The sequence below is a fragment of the Tenacibaculum sp. IMCC1 genome, from assembly GCF_054906355.1.
In genome coordinates, this window is the sequence record NZ_CM142818.1 from 45743 (window position 1) to 61820 (window position 16078).

Annotated in this window: 13 protein-coding genes; 7 read left to right on the forward strand and 6 right to left on the reverse strand. The window is 29.0% G+C overall.

The window, feature by feature from the left end:
- Window positions 1–120: 120 nt before the first annotated feature.
- From ACXIHB_RS00270 to ACXIHB_RS00280, 3 genes are read right to left on the reverse strand one after another with little or no spacing between them, the layout of a single operon-like run.
- Window positions 121–831 carry a 16S rRNA (uracil(1498)-N(3))-methyltransferase gene (locus ACXIHB_RS00270; protein ID WP_462098620.1) on the reverse strand — a complete coding sequence of 237 codons (711 nt, stop codon included), beginning with the start codon at window positions 829–831 and terminating at the stop codon, window positions 121–123.
- Window positions 831–1949, reverse strand: coding sequence for a GTP cyclohydrolase (locus ACXIHB_RS00275; RefSeq protein ID WP_462098621.1), 1119 nt, complete (start codon window positions 1947–1949; stop codon window positions 831–833). Before ACXIHB_RS00275 ends, ACXIHB_RS00270 begins: the two co-directional genes overlap by 1 nt.
- An 18-nt stretch (window positions 1950–1967) precedes the next feature.
- Window positions 1968–3311 (reverse strand): transporter, encoded by a 1344-nt coding sequence (locus tag ACXIHB_RS00280; protein WP_462098622.1) that lies wholly within the window; start codon window positions 3309–3311, stop codon window positions 1968–1970.
- Between the two features lie 139 nt (window positions 3312–3450).
- Between ACXIHB_RS00280 and ACXIHB_RS00285 the strand changes: the two genes are divergently transcribed.
- Both ACXIHB_RS00285 and ACXIHB_RS00290 read left to right on the forward strand, forming a co-directional pair.
- Window positions 3451–3732 carry a DUF4834 family protein gene (locus tag ACXIHB_RS00285; protein ID WP_462098623.1) on the forward strand — a complete coding sequence of 94 codons (282 nt, stop codon included), beginning with the start codon at window positions 3451–3453 and terminating at the stop codon, window positions 3730–3732.
- A 2-nt stretch (window positions 3733–3734) separates the two neighbouring features.
- Window positions 3735–6128 (forward strand): YfhO family protein, encoded by a 2394-nt coding sequence (locus tag ACXIHB_RS00290; RefSeq protein ID WP_462098624.1) that lies wholly within the window; start codon window positions 3735–3737, stop codon window positions 6126–6128.
- Here the strand turns inward: ACXIHB_RS00290 and ACXIHB_RS00295 are convergent.
- Complete coding sequence (locus tag ACXIHB_RS00295) at window positions 6125–7813, reverse strand: helix-turn-helix domain-containing protein (RefSeq protein ID WP_167714038.1); 1689 nt, start codon at window positions 7811–7813, stop codon at window positions 6125–6127. The two genes, ACXIHB_RS00290 and ACXIHB_RS00295, sit on opposite strands and share 4 nt — an antisense overlap.
- 317 nt (window positions 7814–8130) lie before the next feature.
- Between ACXIHB_RS00295 and ACXIHB_RS00300 the strand changes: the two genes are divergently transcribed.
- From ACXIHB_RS00300 to ACXIHB_RS00320, 5 genes are read left to right on the forward strand one after another with little or no spacing between them, the layout of a single operon-like run.
- Window positions 8131–8658 carry a methyltransferase domain-containing protein gene (locus ACXIHB_RS00300; protein WP_047789658.1) on the forward strand — a complete coding sequence of 176 codons (528 nt, stop codon included), beginning with the start codon at window positions 8131–8133 and terminating at the stop codon, window positions 8656–8658.
- Entirely contained in the window at window positions 8655–9830 is a 1176-nt protein-coding gene (locus ACXIHB_RS00305; protein ID WP_167714037.1) for a glycosyltransferase family 4 protein, read from the forward strand. The genes ACXIHB_RS00300 and ACXIHB_RS00305 overlap by 4 nt, the downstream gene beginning before the upstream one ends.
- The gene (locus ACXIHB_RS00310) at window positions 9827–11107 is read left to right on the forward strand and encodes a glycosyltransferase (RefSeq protein WP_239178822.1); all 1281 of its coding nucleotides are present in this window, start codon (window positions 9827–9829) and stop codon (window positions 11105–11107) included. The genes ACXIHB_RS00305 and ACXIHB_RS00310 overlap by 4 nt, the downstream gene beginning before the upstream one ends.
- Window positions 11104–12189: a non-hydrolyzing UDP-N-acetylglucosamine 2-epimerase gene (gene wecB, locus ACXIHB_RS00315; protein WP_159616820.1), complete on the forward strand. Its 1086-nt coding sequence runs from the start codon at window positions 11104–11106 to the stop codon at window positions 12187–12189. Before ACXIHB_RS00310 ends, wecB begins: the two co-directional genes overlap by 4 nt.
- A 1-nt stretch (window position 12190) precedes the next feature.
- Window positions 12191–13696 (forward strand): lipopolysaccharide biosynthesis protein, encoded by a 1506-nt coding sequence (locus tag ACXIHB_RS00320; protein ID WP_159490714.1) that lies wholly within the window; start codon window positions 12191–12193, stop codon window positions 13694–13696.
- 162 nt (window positions 13697–13858) lie between these two features.
- Here ACXIHB_RS00320 and ACXIHB_RS00325 read toward each other — a convergent pair whose 3' ends face one another.
- Together ACXIHB_RS00325 and lepB are read right to left on the reverse strand one after the other, a co-directional pair.
- A complete protein-coding gene (locus ACXIHB_RS00325; protein ID WP_047789663.1) occupies window positions 13859–14479 on the reverse strand; it encodes a WbqC family protein in 621 nt (206 codons plus the stop codon).
- A complete protein-coding gene (gene lepB / locus ACXIHB_RS00330; RefSeq protein ID WP_167714033.1) occupies window positions 14479–16062 on the reverse strand; it encodes a signal peptidase I in 1584 nt (527 codons plus the stop codon). The genes ACXIHB_RS00325 and lepB overlap by 1 nt, the downstream gene beginning before the upstream one ends.
- Window positions 16063–16078 lie beyond the last annotated feature (16 nt).

Here is a 16078-nt window from a genome sequence, read left to right on the forward strand (position 1 = left end):
CAAAAAAGTATTATACTAAAAGCAAAACCATGAATGGCACTAATTAACAAAAAGAGATTAAAAAAATCTGCTGTAGTCAAAATAAAACACTTTAAAAGAGCTAAATATACGAAAAATGAATTATTGATGTAAATAGGATATGCTTTGAACTACATTTAAGCCTGCGGTTTCTGTTCTAAGTCTATTCTTTCCTAAAGAAATAGGGATGAATTTCTTGTTTAATGACTCTTGTATTTCTTCAGGAGAAAAATCACCTTCGGGTCCAATAAGCACGGTATATTTTGATGTTAGAGAAGCAACTTTTTTTAAAAACTTTTTTTCAGTATCATTTTCACAATGAGCAATAAAAATTTCTTCTGAAAAATCATTTTTTATGAAGTCAGAAAAATTTATTGGAGGGTTAAGTTTAGGCAATGTAAATTGTAGTGATTGTTTCATTGCAGATTGTATAATTCTTTCTAAACGGTCAACTTTTACAACTTTTCTTTCTGAGTTTTTACAAATAATAGGGGTTATTTCATCAATACCAATTTCTGTAGCTTTTTCCAAAAACCATTCTAAGCGATCGTTGTTTTTCGTAGGTGCTATAGCTACGTGTAAATAATAATCTCTTGTACTAGGTTTTTCTTCGTATTTAATAATTTTGGCAATACACTTTTTATCATTTCCAATAATTATTTCAGCAAAAAAAAGAATACCATTTCCATTAGTGATATGCAATATATCTCCTTCTTTTTTCCGCAAAACACGAATTATATGACGACTTTCATCTTTGTTGAAAGTAATTTCTTTTGAAGTGATTAATAAATCCGGATTATAAAAAAGTTGCATTATAAATCGAGTTTGTATGTTCTTCTTCTTTTGTGAATTTTAGGACTAAAATCTTTCCAAATTTGATGAATTGCATGATTTTCTTCAAGTTCAGGTGTTCTAATACAGTTTTGAATTCCTTTAGCCAAAAATATAGGATGAAATTGCTCAAAAATAATGGCTGTAACTCCTTTGTTTTGATATTCGGGATCAACTCCAATTAAATAAAAAGTAACATCTTTAGAGTTTTTTCTTGCATTCAACAAGTGGAAAATTCCGAAAGGAAAAAGTTTTCCTTTTGCTTTTTGTAAAGCTTTAGAAAAAGAAGGCATAACAATAGCAAATGCGACTAGTTTATGATTTTCGTCAACAACAAATTTTATATACTCAGGGTTTATAAAGCTTATATATTTCTTTTTAAAATAAGCTATTTGAGCATCTGAAATAGGTACATAAGTTGATAGTTTGGAATATGTTTTACTAAACAAGTTAAACATTTCATCAACATAAGGCATAATTTTATCTGTAGAAGTAAAGTTCAAAGGAGTTAAGTTGTATCTCCTTTGAATTATATTACTAGCCTTTCTATATTTCTTAATATCAACGTTACTGAAAGAGAATATACTTTCGATGTATTCTTTTTCTTTAGTAAACCCTAAATGCTCTAGGTGTTTCGCATAATAAGGATGATTGTACCATGTAATCATAGTTCCAATGTGGTCAAACCCTTCAATGAGAACTCCTGTTTTATCTAAATTATTAAAACCAACAGGACCTTCTATGTATTCTAAGTTATTTTCGAGACCTATTTCAGCAACTTTATTTAGTAAAGCTTTAGATACTTCAATATTATCAATAACATCAAACCAGCCAAAACGTATTTTTTTTATATGCTGCTTTTCTACTTCATAAGAATTGATAATAGCTACAACTCTACCAACTATTTCATTGTTTTTTAATGCTAAGAAAAAACGAGCTTTGGCATGTTCAAAAACAGGGTTTTTATTTTTGTCAAAGCTTTCAATTTCATCCTTAATAATAGGAGGAACCCAGTGCTTATTATTTTTATAAAGAGAAAAAGGAAACTTAACAAACTGTTTCATTCCCTTTTTGGTAGTTATTTCTTTAATTTGAATCATTTTACAAATTTAAGGCTTTTAATTATCCTCCTTTTCTTTTTCCTTTTCTTTCTCTTGTTGTTCTTCTTTTTTAATTTCTTCTTCTAGCTTTTTTATTTCTTTTTCAAGCTTTAAACGTTCTTTTTCTTTACGCTTAGCCTCTTTTTCTTCTTCTTTTTTAATTTGTTTCTCAAGTTTTAAGCGTTCTTTTTCTTTGCGTTTCGCTTCTTTTTCGGCTTTTTTCTTAGCTTTTTTAGCAGCTTTTCTTTCTTCTTTAGCTGTTTTTTTCTTTTGTTTTTTATCTTCTTTAACAATCATATCAACCAAAGATCCTTGGCGCTCTCTCTTAGGTTTTTCGTTTAAAAGCTCTCCATTACCTGAGTCATTATCTAAATCAACTTTTCTCTTCTCTTTTTTAGAAAATAGTTTTCCTACTTTACTAAACATTCGACCAAAGAAATTCCTATTCTCGTCATACTTAACAGGTTTTTCTTCTTCAATCTTGTTTCCAAATTCATCTATTTCAACAAAATCGTCTTTATGTCTATTAAGTCTGTATGATACTCCTAAAGAACTATATATACCAATTTCATCTTGTTGTAAGTTTGCCCTTAAAGAAGCATTGAACTGTAAGTTTTCACTAAAAAGATAGGCGGCACCTGCTCCTATATTAGTTTTTTTCTCATATTCTTCAAAAATACCTTGTATTTCAGCAAAACCAGACCAATAATCATTAAAGTTATAGGTACCCGTTACTATGTAAGAAAGTTGAGAAAAATCAGTTCCAATATAATCATAATGTAGGTTAGTAATTACATTTAATTTGTCAGAAAATTCATTTTGTAATAAAATACCAACTTTAGGACTAAACCCACCTCTTTCGTGGTAATCAGTTAAAAAACTTCCAATATTTATACCAGCAGAAACACCAATGTGTGGTATCCACCTTTTCCAGTCGAAAGAATGTCTTTTTTTCCAACTTCTTATTTCTTTGCTCTTATCATTATATTTAGGAGCATAAATCAGATATTTTGCACCTAGACTAAATTGACTTAACCCTGTTTTATTATATGATGACTCAAAAATGTTTTTAAATGCTATTTTATCTCTTTGTAAAGAAGTATTAAAGTTTACTTCTAATTTTTCAGAAATAAAGCTGGTTCTAAAAAACAAGTTTAATCCTAAGGCTTCAGGATTGCTAAAAGTTGGTGTAGCATTCATTTTTCTATAAAAAATACTTGTTTCGAACTGATAAACACCCGAGCCAACACTATAAGGGCTTTCAGAAAAACCTGGCTTATTTGAATTTATAACAGGTGTATATTGCGCGTTAGTAGTTAGAATAGAGCAAAAAACAAAAAGGATAAGAAGTTTCTTAATCATATAATAAATCCAAATTTTCAGGTTGTACAAACATACGTAAAAATACAATTACCTATATAATATAAGTTTTGTAAACTCTTAACGCTTCCTTTTGCTTCAAATTGTTATTTTTGATTGATTTTTTTATTTTAAGAAAAAGATGACATATTTAAATGAAGCTGGACCTGTGAATTTTTTAAAAACCATATTAATTATTCTGTTAGTTTATTACGTTATTAAGTTTTTAGCGAAACTTTTTGGACCATACTTAATAAAAAAAGCAGTAGACAAAGTACAAAAGAAAGCTGAACAACAGTATAGAAACCAAGAACAAGCATCTGATGTTGAAGTAGGAAAAACTGTTATTGATAAAAAGCCAAGTAATTCTAAAGAAAGTAATAATTCTGTTGGCGAGTACGTTGACTATGAAGAAATAGACTAACCATGAACTTAAAGAAATTTTTACCGTTTGCAATAGCAATTATTGTTTTTGCAATAGCATCTGTGTTGTATTTTAATCCGGTTTTAAGCGGAAAACAAATTAAACAAAGTGACATTACTCAGTTTATAGGAATGTCAAAAGATGTAAAAGAATATAGAGCTGAAAAAGGAGAAGAGCCTTATTGGCTAGATAATGCTTTTAGTGGAATGCCAGCATATCAGGTAAGTGCTTATTATCCGAATGACTTTGTACGTTATGTTGATAAAGTTATTCGTTTTTTACCTAGACCTGCGGATTATCTTTTCTTATATTTTTTAAGTTTTTTCTTATTATTAACTGCCTTAAAAGTAGATTGGAAGCTAGCGGTTTTGGGAAGTTTGTCCTTTGGGTTTTCTACCTATTTGATAATTATTTTTGGAGCAGGACACAATGCGAAAGCACATGCTATAGGTTATATGCCAATGGTGATTGCAGGAGTAATTTATATTTTTAGAAAACGATATTTATTTGGGTTTATTTTAACGGCTTTAGCAATGGCTTTAGAAGTTTATTCAAATCATCCACAGATGACTTATTATTTAGGATTTTGTTTGTTGATTTTGGTAATTGTTGAAGGTGTTGAAGCTTTTAAATCGAGAACATTACCTGTGTTTTTTAAACAATCAGCTATTTTGGTTGCAGCAATGTTAATTGGTATTGGAGCTAATTCTACTAGGTTGTTAGCAATGAAAGAGTATGCTGATTATAGTACGAGAGGAAAATCAGAACTAACAATTAACCCTGATGGAACATCAAAAGAAAAGTCTACTGGGTTAGATAAGGAGTATATAACTGAATATAGCTATGGAATAGCCGAAACATTTAACTTGATGATTCCTCGTTTTATGGGAGGAGGAACAGTTGAAGAGTTAGGAGAAGACTCAAACTTTTATCAAGTTTTAGAAGAAAATGCAGGTAGAAGTGTGGCAAAAGATTATTCTAGTCAAGTGTTAATTTATTGGGGAAAGCAACCTATTGTTGAAGCGCCAGCTTATATTGGTGTGATAGTTTTTTTCTTATTCTTTTTAGGAATTTTTCTAGTAAAAGGACGATTAAAATATTGGTTGGTTGCAGCTACCATTTTTTCTATCGTATTAAGTTGGGGTAAAAACTTTTCTATAATAACGAACTTCTTTATCGACTATATACCTTTATATAATAAATTTAGAGCAGTTTCGTCTATTCAAGTAATAGCAGAATTATGTGTTCCATTGTTAGGAATTCTGGCATTAAAAGAATTTTTCTCTTCTGAGAATTCTTCCGAAGAAAAAGAAAATGCAGTAAAGAAAGCTTTTTACATTGTCGGAGGTATTTCTTTATTGTTCTTATTGTTTGGATCTAGTTTGTTCGCTTTTGAAGGATTACGTGATGCACAATATCAGCAACTTCCAGAGTTAATTGATGCTTTAATTTCAGATAGAAAATCAATGTTATTTAACGATAGTTTACGTTCTCTTTTATTGGTTTTAGCTGTTGCAGGAATGTTGTGGTTTTATTTGAAAGGAAAATTGAAGCAAATACCTGTGTTAATTGTATTGGGAGGATTGATAATTTTTGATTTGGTCTCAATAGATGCTAACTATGTTAATAAGGAAGATTTTACTTCAGCTAGAAGAGTGCAAAAACCATTTACAGCAACAAAAGCTGATACAGAAATTTTAAAAGATAAAGGGCATTACAGAGTTGTTAATTTTAGCGTAAGTCCTATGCAAGATGGTAGAACTTCTTATTTCCACAATTCGATAGGAGGGTACCATGCTGCCAAAATGAAACGTTATCAAGAGTTGTTTGATTATCAAATAGCTAAAAATAATATGGAAGTACTAAATATGTTAAATACTAAGTACTTTATTATTAGTGATGAACAATTTCAAGAAAACCCAGAAGCGAATGGAAATGCATGGTTTGTTAATTCACTGAAAAAAGTATCTTCAGCAAATGAAGAAATTATAGCGTTAGATAGTTTGAATACTAAATCAGAAGCAGTTATTAACTCAAGCGAGTTCAATGTAAAAGCCGATGTGTTTCAAAAAGATTCAATTGCTACGATTAATCTAGTTAAGAAAGATATTACTGAATTGATATACGAAGCAAGTACAACTTCAGAACAATTTGCTGTATTTTCTGAAATCTATTATAAAGATGGATGGAATGCTTATATTGATGGAGAAAGTGTGCCATATTATAGAGTAAACTATGTTTTAAGAGGAATAGAAGTTCCTGCAGGAAAACACAAAATAACTTTTAAATATGAGCCTTCAGTAATTAAAACAGGAAGTTCATTGTCTTTAATTTGTTATGCTTTACTCCTTATAATACCTATTGGTTGGTTTGTTATAAAAAAGAAGAAGAACTAATTTTCAAGGTCTTTTAAAAATACAGAAGGGGTTACACCAATATGTTTTTTAAACGCTCTTGTAAAAGCAGATGCGTTGGTATAACCTATTTCTTCAGCAATGGCTTGAATGGAATATTTTCTAAAGTTTTTGTCTGTCTTTAATTTATGTACTACATAGTTAATTTTAAGCTTAGTACAGTATTGTTTAAAAGACTCTTCGTAATACTTATTAAAAACAAAAGAAATATAAGTAGTATTGGTATTTAATTTTTCAGCAATGTAGTTAACTGAAAAATCAGGTTTTAAAAAATCTAAACTATTAGCAATATTCCTAAATTCATTAAGAATTTTAGCTTCTAAGATTTCATCAATATTGTATTCTTTTTTTTCTATTTCTGTCGTTTTATTGTTGCTTATTACAGATATAAGTTTCTTCTTCTTATCTTTTTCTTTTTTAAATAAATAAAAAGTAATAACGAAAAAAGTTAATAATAAAATAATAAAAGAAATAATGAGGTTACGCTGTTTTTCTGCTTCTCTTTGTTCTATAGTTTTTTTAAGCTTTTGAGCTTGAGCAAAATTATTGTTGTAAAAAAGATTGAAAGTTTTGTCTTTAGTATCTTTTGTTAAATGATGTTGTTCTAAAGTAAGTTTAGAGTACTTGTAAGCGCTATCCAGTTTATTTAAATTATTATATTCTTTTGAGAGAATGTCGTAAATAGTAATAAGTTTACTCCTTTCACATTTTTTATAATTCATTAATAATTTATTAGAATGGTAAATAGCGGAATCAGAATTTTTTAAGTTGTGAAAACAAATGGCTTTTAGGTAATATTCTTTGTTAAAATAAGAATAACCATTACTTATATTTTTATAATTATTAATTAAATCAATAGCTTTAGAAAATTCTTTTTTAGCCATTAAAACTTTAGTTTTTCTTAAGTAATAATATATTTTAGAGTCTTTATGTTGAGGAGTAAATTGTTGTGTTAATTTATAAGCTTTGTCAAAGTAATAGTCAGCAGAATCCAGGAGAATGGTATTTGGGTTTTTATTGTTAATTAAAATATATGTGTTTCCAAGGCAATTAAAAGAGTTAGCTTTCCATTGAAGAAAAAAATTGTTTTTTTGAAAATCTTTAAGAACAGTTTTTTTTGATTCCGAAATAGCTTTTAGTAGTATACTTTTAGCTTTTTCTTGCATGTTAAGTTTATTTTTTATTACAGCTTTACTAAGAACAAGTCCCAATTTATTTCTAATCCATTTTTGATCTTTTATAGGATGATTAATTATTTCTTTTTCATACTTAATAAGTATAGAGTAAGCTTCTTCGTACTTTTCTTGATTTTTTTTTATCCAAAAAAGCCTATTTAAAGAAGCAATTTTTCTATCAATAAGGCAAGTCAAGTTATTATTTTGGAGTAAAGAATCAATTTGTGTTATTACCTTATTAGAAGAAGTTGCAGCTTCATCGTATTTTTTTAATCTATAAAGTCCATAAATTTTATCAGTAGCAGCTTCTATTTTTGTACAAATATTGTTAGAATTTTCTAACTTATCACAATAAAAGAACAAGCTATCAGTATTAATGTTTTTATAAAAGTCAATCTTACTTCGGTTTATAGAATCTAAATATATTGTTTGTGATACTGTATTTAATGAAAAAAATAAAGTAATTAATGTTATAAGTATAAACCTAATCATTAGAATAGTTTAAGTAATTAAGAATTCTTTTTCTCAAATAACCTCATAAAAAGCTCTCAAATATACATTAATTTAACTGTGCTTTTTATAAAATACGGGATATAATATTTTATTTTTAAATAAAACAATAATATGTTTGCATTAAACAAAACGTACTAGATAAGTACAAGTTGCTATGGAAAATTAATATTTTATAAAAGCGAAAGATTAATCTTTCGCTTTTATGTTTTTTTTGTATAATATTTAATTAAACTCAATTAAAAGGTTTATTACACGAAATGATAAAATAGTAATACATTTGTGTTAAAATAAATTTCATGTATTTTAAACTACCAAAGAAAAGATATAACCATACACTTCAGTTTTTACAAAAACATCTTACAGCTCCTGCTACAATACTAGATTTAGGAGTGCGTAACCCGTTTTCTGAAATTATGGAAGAAAATGGATATACAGTTTATAATACAAATGGGGAAGATTTAGATTTATTACCCCAAATTGTAAAAGATTATAATGTAGATGCAGTAACGGCTTTTGAGATTTTTGAACATTTATTAGCACCATTTAACGTGTTAAGAGAAATTGAAGCACAAAAAATAATAACCACTGTTCCTTTAAAGTTATGGTTTGCAAGTGCGTACAGAAGCAAAACAGATATGTGGGATAGACATTATCATGAGTTTGAAGACTGGCAGTATGATTGGTTATTAGAAAAATCAGGTTGGAATATTGTTGATACTGAAAAATGGACAAGTCCAATAAATAAGTTGGGTATAAGACCTGTTTTAAGAAAATATACACCTAGGTATTATGCTGTATATGCTGAGAAAGAGAGAAAGGGATGAAGATAGGAATGGTTTTAGATAAGACGTTTCCTCCTGACCCTAGAGTACATAATGAAGCAATAGAATTAATAAAATCTGGACATGAGGTTTTTTTATTTTGTTTAACTTATGGTAATGAGCCAACATCAGAACTTGTAGGTAAAATAAAAGTAAAAAGATATGAGTCAAATAAGTTAGAGTATAAGTTATCTGCTTTGGCTTATACTATCCCATTATATTCTCTTTCACTAAAGAAAAAGATAATACATTTTCTTAATAAATATGATATAGAGGCTATTCATATACATGATATGGTTGTAGCTGAAGCTGTAATGTTAGCCAATAAAAAGAAGCAGCTCCCGGTTGTATTAGATTTACATGAAAATAGGCCTGAGATAATGAGATTTTATCCTCATTTAAAAAAGTTTCCGCAAAATATTTTAATATCAACAAACAAATGGAAGCAAAAAGAAGAAGAACTTATTAAGAAAGCTAGTAAAGTAATAGTTGTTACTCAAGAAGCAAAAGAGGAAATATATAAGAGAACAAAAATAAAATCTGATAAAGTTATTGTTGTTCCTAATACAGTAAGAAAATCATTTTTTGAAAAGCAAGATAATTTTGAAGAAAGCTCAAAAAGAGATACTTTTAACTTACTATATATAGGAGATACAGGAGAGAGAAGGGGAGTAGCTACAGCAATTAAAAGTTTACCAGCATTAAAAAAGGAAATAGAGAATATTCGATTAGTAATTGTAGGAAGTCTAAACACTAAATTAAAAAAGTTATCTGAAGAATTAAAAGTTGAAGAACAAGTATGTTTTGAAGGGTGGCAAGAAGAAACTACATTTCCTAAGTATATAAAACAGAGTAGTGTTTGTTTGTCTCCTTTACATAGAAATTTACATCACGATACTACACATGCTAATAAATTATTCCAGTACATGAGTTTAAGGAAACCTTTGTTGGTAAGCGATGCAACAGCTCAAAAAAACATAGTAGAAAAAGTAAATGCCGGATTGATACATGAAGCAAAAAATGTAGAAGATTTTACTGATAAAGTACTGAGGTTATATAAAGATGAGCTGCTGAGAAAAGAATTAGGAAAAAACGGAGAAGCTTTTATTCGAAATGAATTTACATGGGATAAAACCTCAAAAGAATTAATAAACCTATACAATAGTTTAATTTGAAAGTATTAATAATTACATACTATTGGGTGCCGGCAGGAGGTTCAGGTATACAAAGATGGTTGAAGTTTGTAAAATATTTGCGAAATTTTAATATTGAACCAATAGTTTACACAGTTGAAGATGCTAAATATCCGATAGTTGATACAACATTAAAAAAAGATCTTCCTGAAAATTTAACGGTTTTAAGAAACTCAATTTGGGAACCTAATGACTTGTTATCTGTTTTCAAGAAAAAAGAAACGAAAACAAGTGCTGGTTTTTTAGATCCTAATCCAAGTTTAATAGGTCAGGTAATGCAATATGTTCGAGCTAATTATTTCATTCCTGATGCAAGAAGGTTTTGGGTAAAGCCTTCAGTTAATAAGCTAAAAAAATATTTAAAAGAAAATACTATTGATGCTATTATAACTACTGGACCACCACATAGCTTGCATTTAATCGGATTAAAGCTTAAAAAAGAATTAGGATTGAAGTGGGTAGCAGACTTCCGTGACCCTTGGACAGATATTGATTATTTTCATCAATTACCACTCACGCAAAAATCAAAAGCAACACATCATCAATTGGAGCAGGAAGTGTTAAGATATGCCAATGCGGTATTAGTTGTAGGTAAAACTATGAAAAAGAATTATGAAAAATTTTCTAATAATATTCATGTTATTACTAATGGTTTTGATGCAGAAGAAAGTAGAGAAACAAATGTAATACTAGATAAAAAGTTTTCAATTACGCATATAGGTTTGATGAATGATGATAGGAATCCTGAAGTTTTATGGAAAGCATTATCAGAGTTATGTAAAGAAGATAAAGAGTTTACAGAAGATTTAGAAATTAAACTAATAGGGAAAATAGCGAAAGGAGTTAAAAAATCTTTAGAAACACATCAATTTAAAAATATTACAAAAATTACTTATCTACCTCATAAAAAAGCACAACAACAACAACAAACATCACAAGTTTTATTGTTAGCAGTAAATAAAGTACCAAGTGCTAAAGGAATTATTACAGGTAAAATATTTGAATATTTACAAGCAAAACGTCCTATCTTAGCAGTAGGTCCAGAAGATGGTGATTTAGCAGAAATACTTGCTAAAACTAACTCAGGAACTATTGTTGGTTTTGATGATTTAGTAAAAATGAAAAAAGAAATTAAACTTCTTTATAATCAATATAAGAAAGGGATTTTAGAGGTTAATTCTAAAAACATAGAGCAATATCATCGGAAAAAGTTAACAGAGAAATTATCTATAGTATTAAAAAAAGTCGTTAATTCTTGAAAAAAATAATAACCATATTAGGAGCACGTCCACAGTTTGTAAAAGGAGCTGTATTAAGTAGAGTGATTCAAAAGCATAATGAAGTAGAAGAAATAATAGTGCATACAGGGCAACATTTTGATGCTAACATGAGCGCTGTTTTTTTTGAAGAAATGCAAATACCTAACCCCAAATATAATTTAAATATCAATGGTTTAAGTCATGGTGCTATGACGGGGCAAATGTTAGAGAAAATAGAAGAAATTTTAGTATTAGAAAAGCCAGATGCAGTTGTTGTATATGGAGATACAAATTCGACGTTAGCAGGAGCTTTAGCAGCTAAAAAACTACATATAAAAGTAGTACATATTGAAGCGGGCTTGCGTTCATTCAATATGCAAATGCCTGAAGAAATAAATCGTATTTTAACAGATAGAATAGGAAACCTACTAAGTTGTCCAACAGATACTGCTGTATCAAACCTGAGAAATGAAGGTTTTGATAGTTTTGATATTTTGATAGAAAAGCATGGTGATATCATGAAAGATGCTGTAGAGTTTTATAATCAAGTTTCCGAAGAGAAGTCAACTATTATTAAAGACTTAGGTTTAGAGAAAAAAGAGTTTGTGTTAGCAACAATTCATCGTCAAGAAAATACTGATGAAAAAGAGAGATTAGCTAATATTTTTGAAGCTCTTGAAAAAATTAATGTTTCTAAAAAAGTAGTATTGCCATTGCATCCAAGGACAAAAAAAATGTTAGAAAAGTACAAATTAAAGTCTAATATAACCTTTATTGAACCTGTAGGGTATTTTTCTATGTTAGAGTTATTAAAAAATTGTGCTCTTGTTATAACTGATAGTGGAGGTTTACAAAAAGAGGCTTTCTTTAATAAGAAGTTTTGTGTTATAGCAAGAGAAGAAACAGAATGGAAAGAGTTAGTAAGTAATGGTTATGGAGCTATAACAGGAGCTAATTCAGGAAAAATAATTAATTATTTTCAACAGTTTTTAGCTACATCAAAAGATTTTAAAGAGCCGTTATATGGAGATAATGTTGGAGAAAAAATATATCAATCAATATTAAAATTAATAAAAGAATAAATTGGGAATTGTATTTAAACAATCGTTCAGGAATACTCTAATAATCTATTTAGGATTTTTGATTGGAGGTGTTAATACTTTGGTGTTATATACACGATTTTTAGGAGATGAGTATTATGGATTAGCAACCTATGTTTTTTCGGCTTCAAACTTAATTATGCCTGTTACAGCCTTTGGAGTTCACTTTACAATTATCAAGTTTTTTTCTGGATATACTTCAAAAGTAGAAAAAGATAAATTTTTAAGCTCTATAATTTTTTTACCATTATTTATAGCGATTCCAATAGGATATTTTTGGAGTTTATTTCATAATTGGATTATGAGTTATGTGGTAGAAAATGGAAGTGGAGGCAACCTCATAATTGAAGATTATACTATTTATATTTATATTATCGCTGTAGCTTGTGCTTATTTTGAAGTGTTTTATTCTTGGGCAAGAGTACAAATGCAATCGGTTTTTGGGAATATTTTAAAGGAATTATACAATAGAGTAGCTGTGATGGTTTTACTTTTTGCTGTGTATTTTAACTTTATAACAAAAGAAGAGTTTTTAGTATATATGTCAATAGCTTACATATTAAGAGTACTCTTAATGATGGGGTATGCTTTTCGTCTATATACACCAAAATTTACCTTCAGTTTACCAAACAACTTTAAAGAAGTTTTACGATACACTTTTTATATCATTTTAGCAGGTAGTGCAGGAGCTATTATCTTAGATATAGACAAAGTAATGATACCAGGGAAAGAAGGTTTTGCTACAGCTGCATATTATACGGTAGCTGTGTTTATAGGATCATTTATAGAGGCACCAAGTAGGGCAATGGGGCAAATTTTACAGCCATTAACCTCTAAGGCTCTTAATGAAGATAACCCAAAAGAAACAGAAAGTTTATATAAGAAGAGTTCTATTAATTTATTGTTGATTGGCGGGCTGTTTTTTGTCTTAGTAAATTGTAATGTGGAGGAGTTATTCAGGTTGATGCCGAATAAAAATTATGGAAAAGAAGGAGTATTAGTAGTATTATTGATTTCGTCTGCAAAGTTATTTTTAATGTCATTAGGTAGTAATGGTGCTATTATAAGTAATTCTAAATTTTATCGTATTACGTTACCTGTAGGTTTAGGAATGGCCTTTTCTGTATATTTTTTAAATAGTTACTTTTTTAATGATTTAGAAATGGGAACAAAAGGGTTGGCACTAGCAACACTTATTACAGTTTTGGTGTTTAATACCTTTAAACTATGGTTTGTAAAAGAAAAGTTTAATATGACCCCTTTTACTAATAAAACATTTTTAATGATTCTTATTGTCTTAATTATGTTTTTAGGGTTTAACTTTTGGAATTTTTCAATACCTAAGTTTTATCTTTTTGACTTTCCAATTCACCCAATAGTAAACATTGTTTTAAAGAGTATATTAATTATAGTAATTTATGTCTTTGTCGTAGTAAAATTATCTATTTCTGAGCAGATTAACAATCTAGCCAAAAGGTATATAAAGTAAAAAGACCTGCACACAAAGGGAACAAGTCTTTTCTTAATAATAAGGGGGAAATGAAACATTAAAAAGGGGGAAATGCTTCGGTGGCAAATATATATAAAATAACTAAATAACCTCTTAGTTTATGTTAAAAAATAAAGAAATACTAAAATAGTATGAAGAAAGTTATTTTAGGCTTATATTAATTTTTTCTAAAAAACTAATAGTATTAGCACCTTCCATAAACAAAAGATCTAAAATAGATAAATTAGGTATAAATCCGTATTTATCATCAAACATTTGAATATAAGAATCCATTTTTATTTCAACTCCTTTTTTGGCAATAGCTAAAGGTCTGAAGTCTTTGCTTTCAGAGTTTAACTCGTAACTAGTTGTTTTGTTAAATCGTTGCTCAATTTGTAAAGCGTCAGTTACAAATAAATGAGTATCAATATTCAAGTCTTGTAAAAACGTGTACTTTTTATTGAAAATAGCTTGTAAATCATCTTCAAAAAATTCAAAAAATGGAGAAGAACGATAAGCTGATTGTAATGACTTAAAATGTTGTTGTTGCCAAGGGAAGTCATTTTCTACTAAGGTGTCTTTGGTCTTTTTTCTACCTTCTTTTGTTTTATGTTTAACAGGAATATTAAGAGCTAATTTACCATTGGCTCCATAAATATAACAGCGATTACGATAGGTTTGCTTTTGATAATTATCTTCTATTTCAAAAGTAATAGCATCCGATTGATAGATTGCTGCATACTGTGAAATAGGAGCAAAATAAGTTGGAATAAAAAGTGACATTATGCTTTTTTCTTTTTACTTTTTCTAAAACTGTACACGATATAACCTCCAATCAACAATAAAACTAACCAAAGGTAAGAAACAGGTTTACCACTTCCTCCAACAGTTGTAAACATTCTGTCCCAACGAATAGAATTTAACTTAGCAATAAAACTAGGTGCATTAGCATCCCAACTTAACCAAATCATAACAGGTTTACCAACTACGTGGTCAAAAGGCACATACCCCCAATTTCTAGCGTCTAACGAACGTTGACGATTGTCTCCCATCATCCAGTAGTAATCTTGCTTAAAAGTATATTCTTTTGCTTTCTCACCATTGATATAAATGTCGTCTCCAAAAATTGTTAAATTGTTATTCTCATATCTACGAATAATCTGCTCATAAAAAGGAATTGTTTTAGAATTTAATTTAACAGTAGCTCCTTTTTTAGGAATATATATTGGTCCAAAATTATCCGAAGACCAAGCATATCTTGGGTCATGAGGAAAAACTGATTTGTCATAAGCTCCTTTTGGAGTTAAGTGTTTTTTAATACTTTCTACAATAGGGTTTTTAGCTATTAAAGCAGCTTCTTCATCTGTTAAGTTTAAAGCATATTTACCATCAGGCATTACTTGTCCTTCTCTAATATTATATCTAGAAAGGGCTCCTTGGCTAAACTTTTCTCCGTTGGTATCAACTATAAAATGCCATTGTGGTTTCGCTCTATCTGGTAAAACAGTTTTCTTTCCATTAATAAAAACATAACCATCACGTACTTCTAAGCTATCTCCAGGAATTCCTACAGCACGTTTTACGTAGTTCGTACGCTTATCAATTGGTTTATAGGTAAAGTTACCAGAGTTATCTCCCCACATTGTGGCTAAAGAGTCTGAAGGCCAGCTAAAAACAACGATATCATTACGGTTAATTTTTTGAAAGCCAGGAACACGCATATAAGGTAAAGAAAGCTTGTTTAATAAACCTTCCTTGTTTTTATCATCAGATAAAAATGATTTTATACCCAATCCAGGAATAGTATCGTGTGCCATTGGTGCAGCAACGGTAGTCATTGGTACACGTGCACCGTAATGAAACTTACTTACAAATAAATAATCACCAACTAATAAGGTTTTCTCTAAAGATGAGGTAGGAATAGTGTATGGTTGCATAATATAAGTATGTACCAAAGTAGCAGCAATAATAGCAAAAGCAATAGAGCTAACCCATTCACCTAAAGGAGATCTTGGTTTTAAACTTCTGTTTTCAATATATTTTGCATCTGTAAAATAATTGATATAATAGATATATAATCCTAAAGTTAGAATAGCTAAAATAGTATCAGGTCTTTTGTTAAAACCAAAACTTCTACAAGTTTCAACCCAAATAATAGGGAACATTAATAGGTTAACTATAGGAATAAACAATAAAATAACCCACCATTTTGGACGATTTATTATTTGCATCAATACAATAGCATTATAAACAGGTATAGCAGCTTCCCAAGCTTTTTTACCTGCTTTAGTATATAGCTTCCAAGTACCTAAAAAATGAACAACTTGTATGAATAAAAAGAATAAAAACCATTCAGTAAATGTCATAATCTATATATTTTGT

What these genes read in the sequence shown, in the direction of transcription:
- ACXIHB_RS00285 (WP_462098623.1), top strand. Translation starts at nt 3,451, where the DNA reads ATGACATATTTAAATGAAGCTGGACCTGTGAATTTTTTAAAAACCATA.
- ACXIHB_RS00280 (WP_462098622.1), bottom strand. Translation starts at nt 3,311, where the DNA reads ATGATTAAGAAACTTCTTATCCTTTTTGTTTTTTGCTCTATTCTAACT.
- lepB (WP_167714033.1), bottom strand. Translation starts at nt 16,062, where the DNA reads ATGACATTTACTGAATGGTTTTTATTCTTTTTATTCATACAAGTTGTT.
- ACXIHB_RS00305 (WP_167714037.1), top strand. Translation starts at nt 8,655, where the DNA reads ATGAAGATAGGAATGGTTTTAGATAAGACGTTTCCTCCTGACCCTAGA.
- ACXIHB_RS00300 (WP_047789658.1), top strand. Translation starts at nt 8,131, where the DNA reads ATGTATTTTAAACTACCAAAGAAAAGATATAACCATACACTTCAGTTT.
- ACXIHB_RS00270 (WP_462098620.1), bottom strand. Translation starts at nt 831, where the DNA reads ATGCAACTTTTTTATAATCCGGATTTATTAATCACTTCAAAAGAAATT.
- ACXIHB_RS00275 (WP_462098621.1), bottom strand. Translation starts at nt 1,949, where the DNA reads ATGATTCAAATTAAAGAAATAACTACCAAAAAGGGAATGAAACAGTTT.
- ACXIHB_RS00295 (WP_167714038.1), bottom strand. Translation starts at nt 7,813, where the DNA reads ATGATTAGGTTTATACTTATAACATTAATTACTTTATTTTTTTCATTA.
- ACXIHB_RS00325 (WP_047789663.1), bottom strand. Translation starts at nt 14,479, where the DNA reads ATGTCACTTTTTATTCCAACTTATTTTGCTCCTATTTCACAGTATGCA.
- ACXIHB_RS00290 (WP_462098624.1), top strand. Translation starts at nt 3,735, where the DNA reads ATGAACTTAAAGAAATTTTTACCGTTTGCAATAGCAATTATTGTTTTT.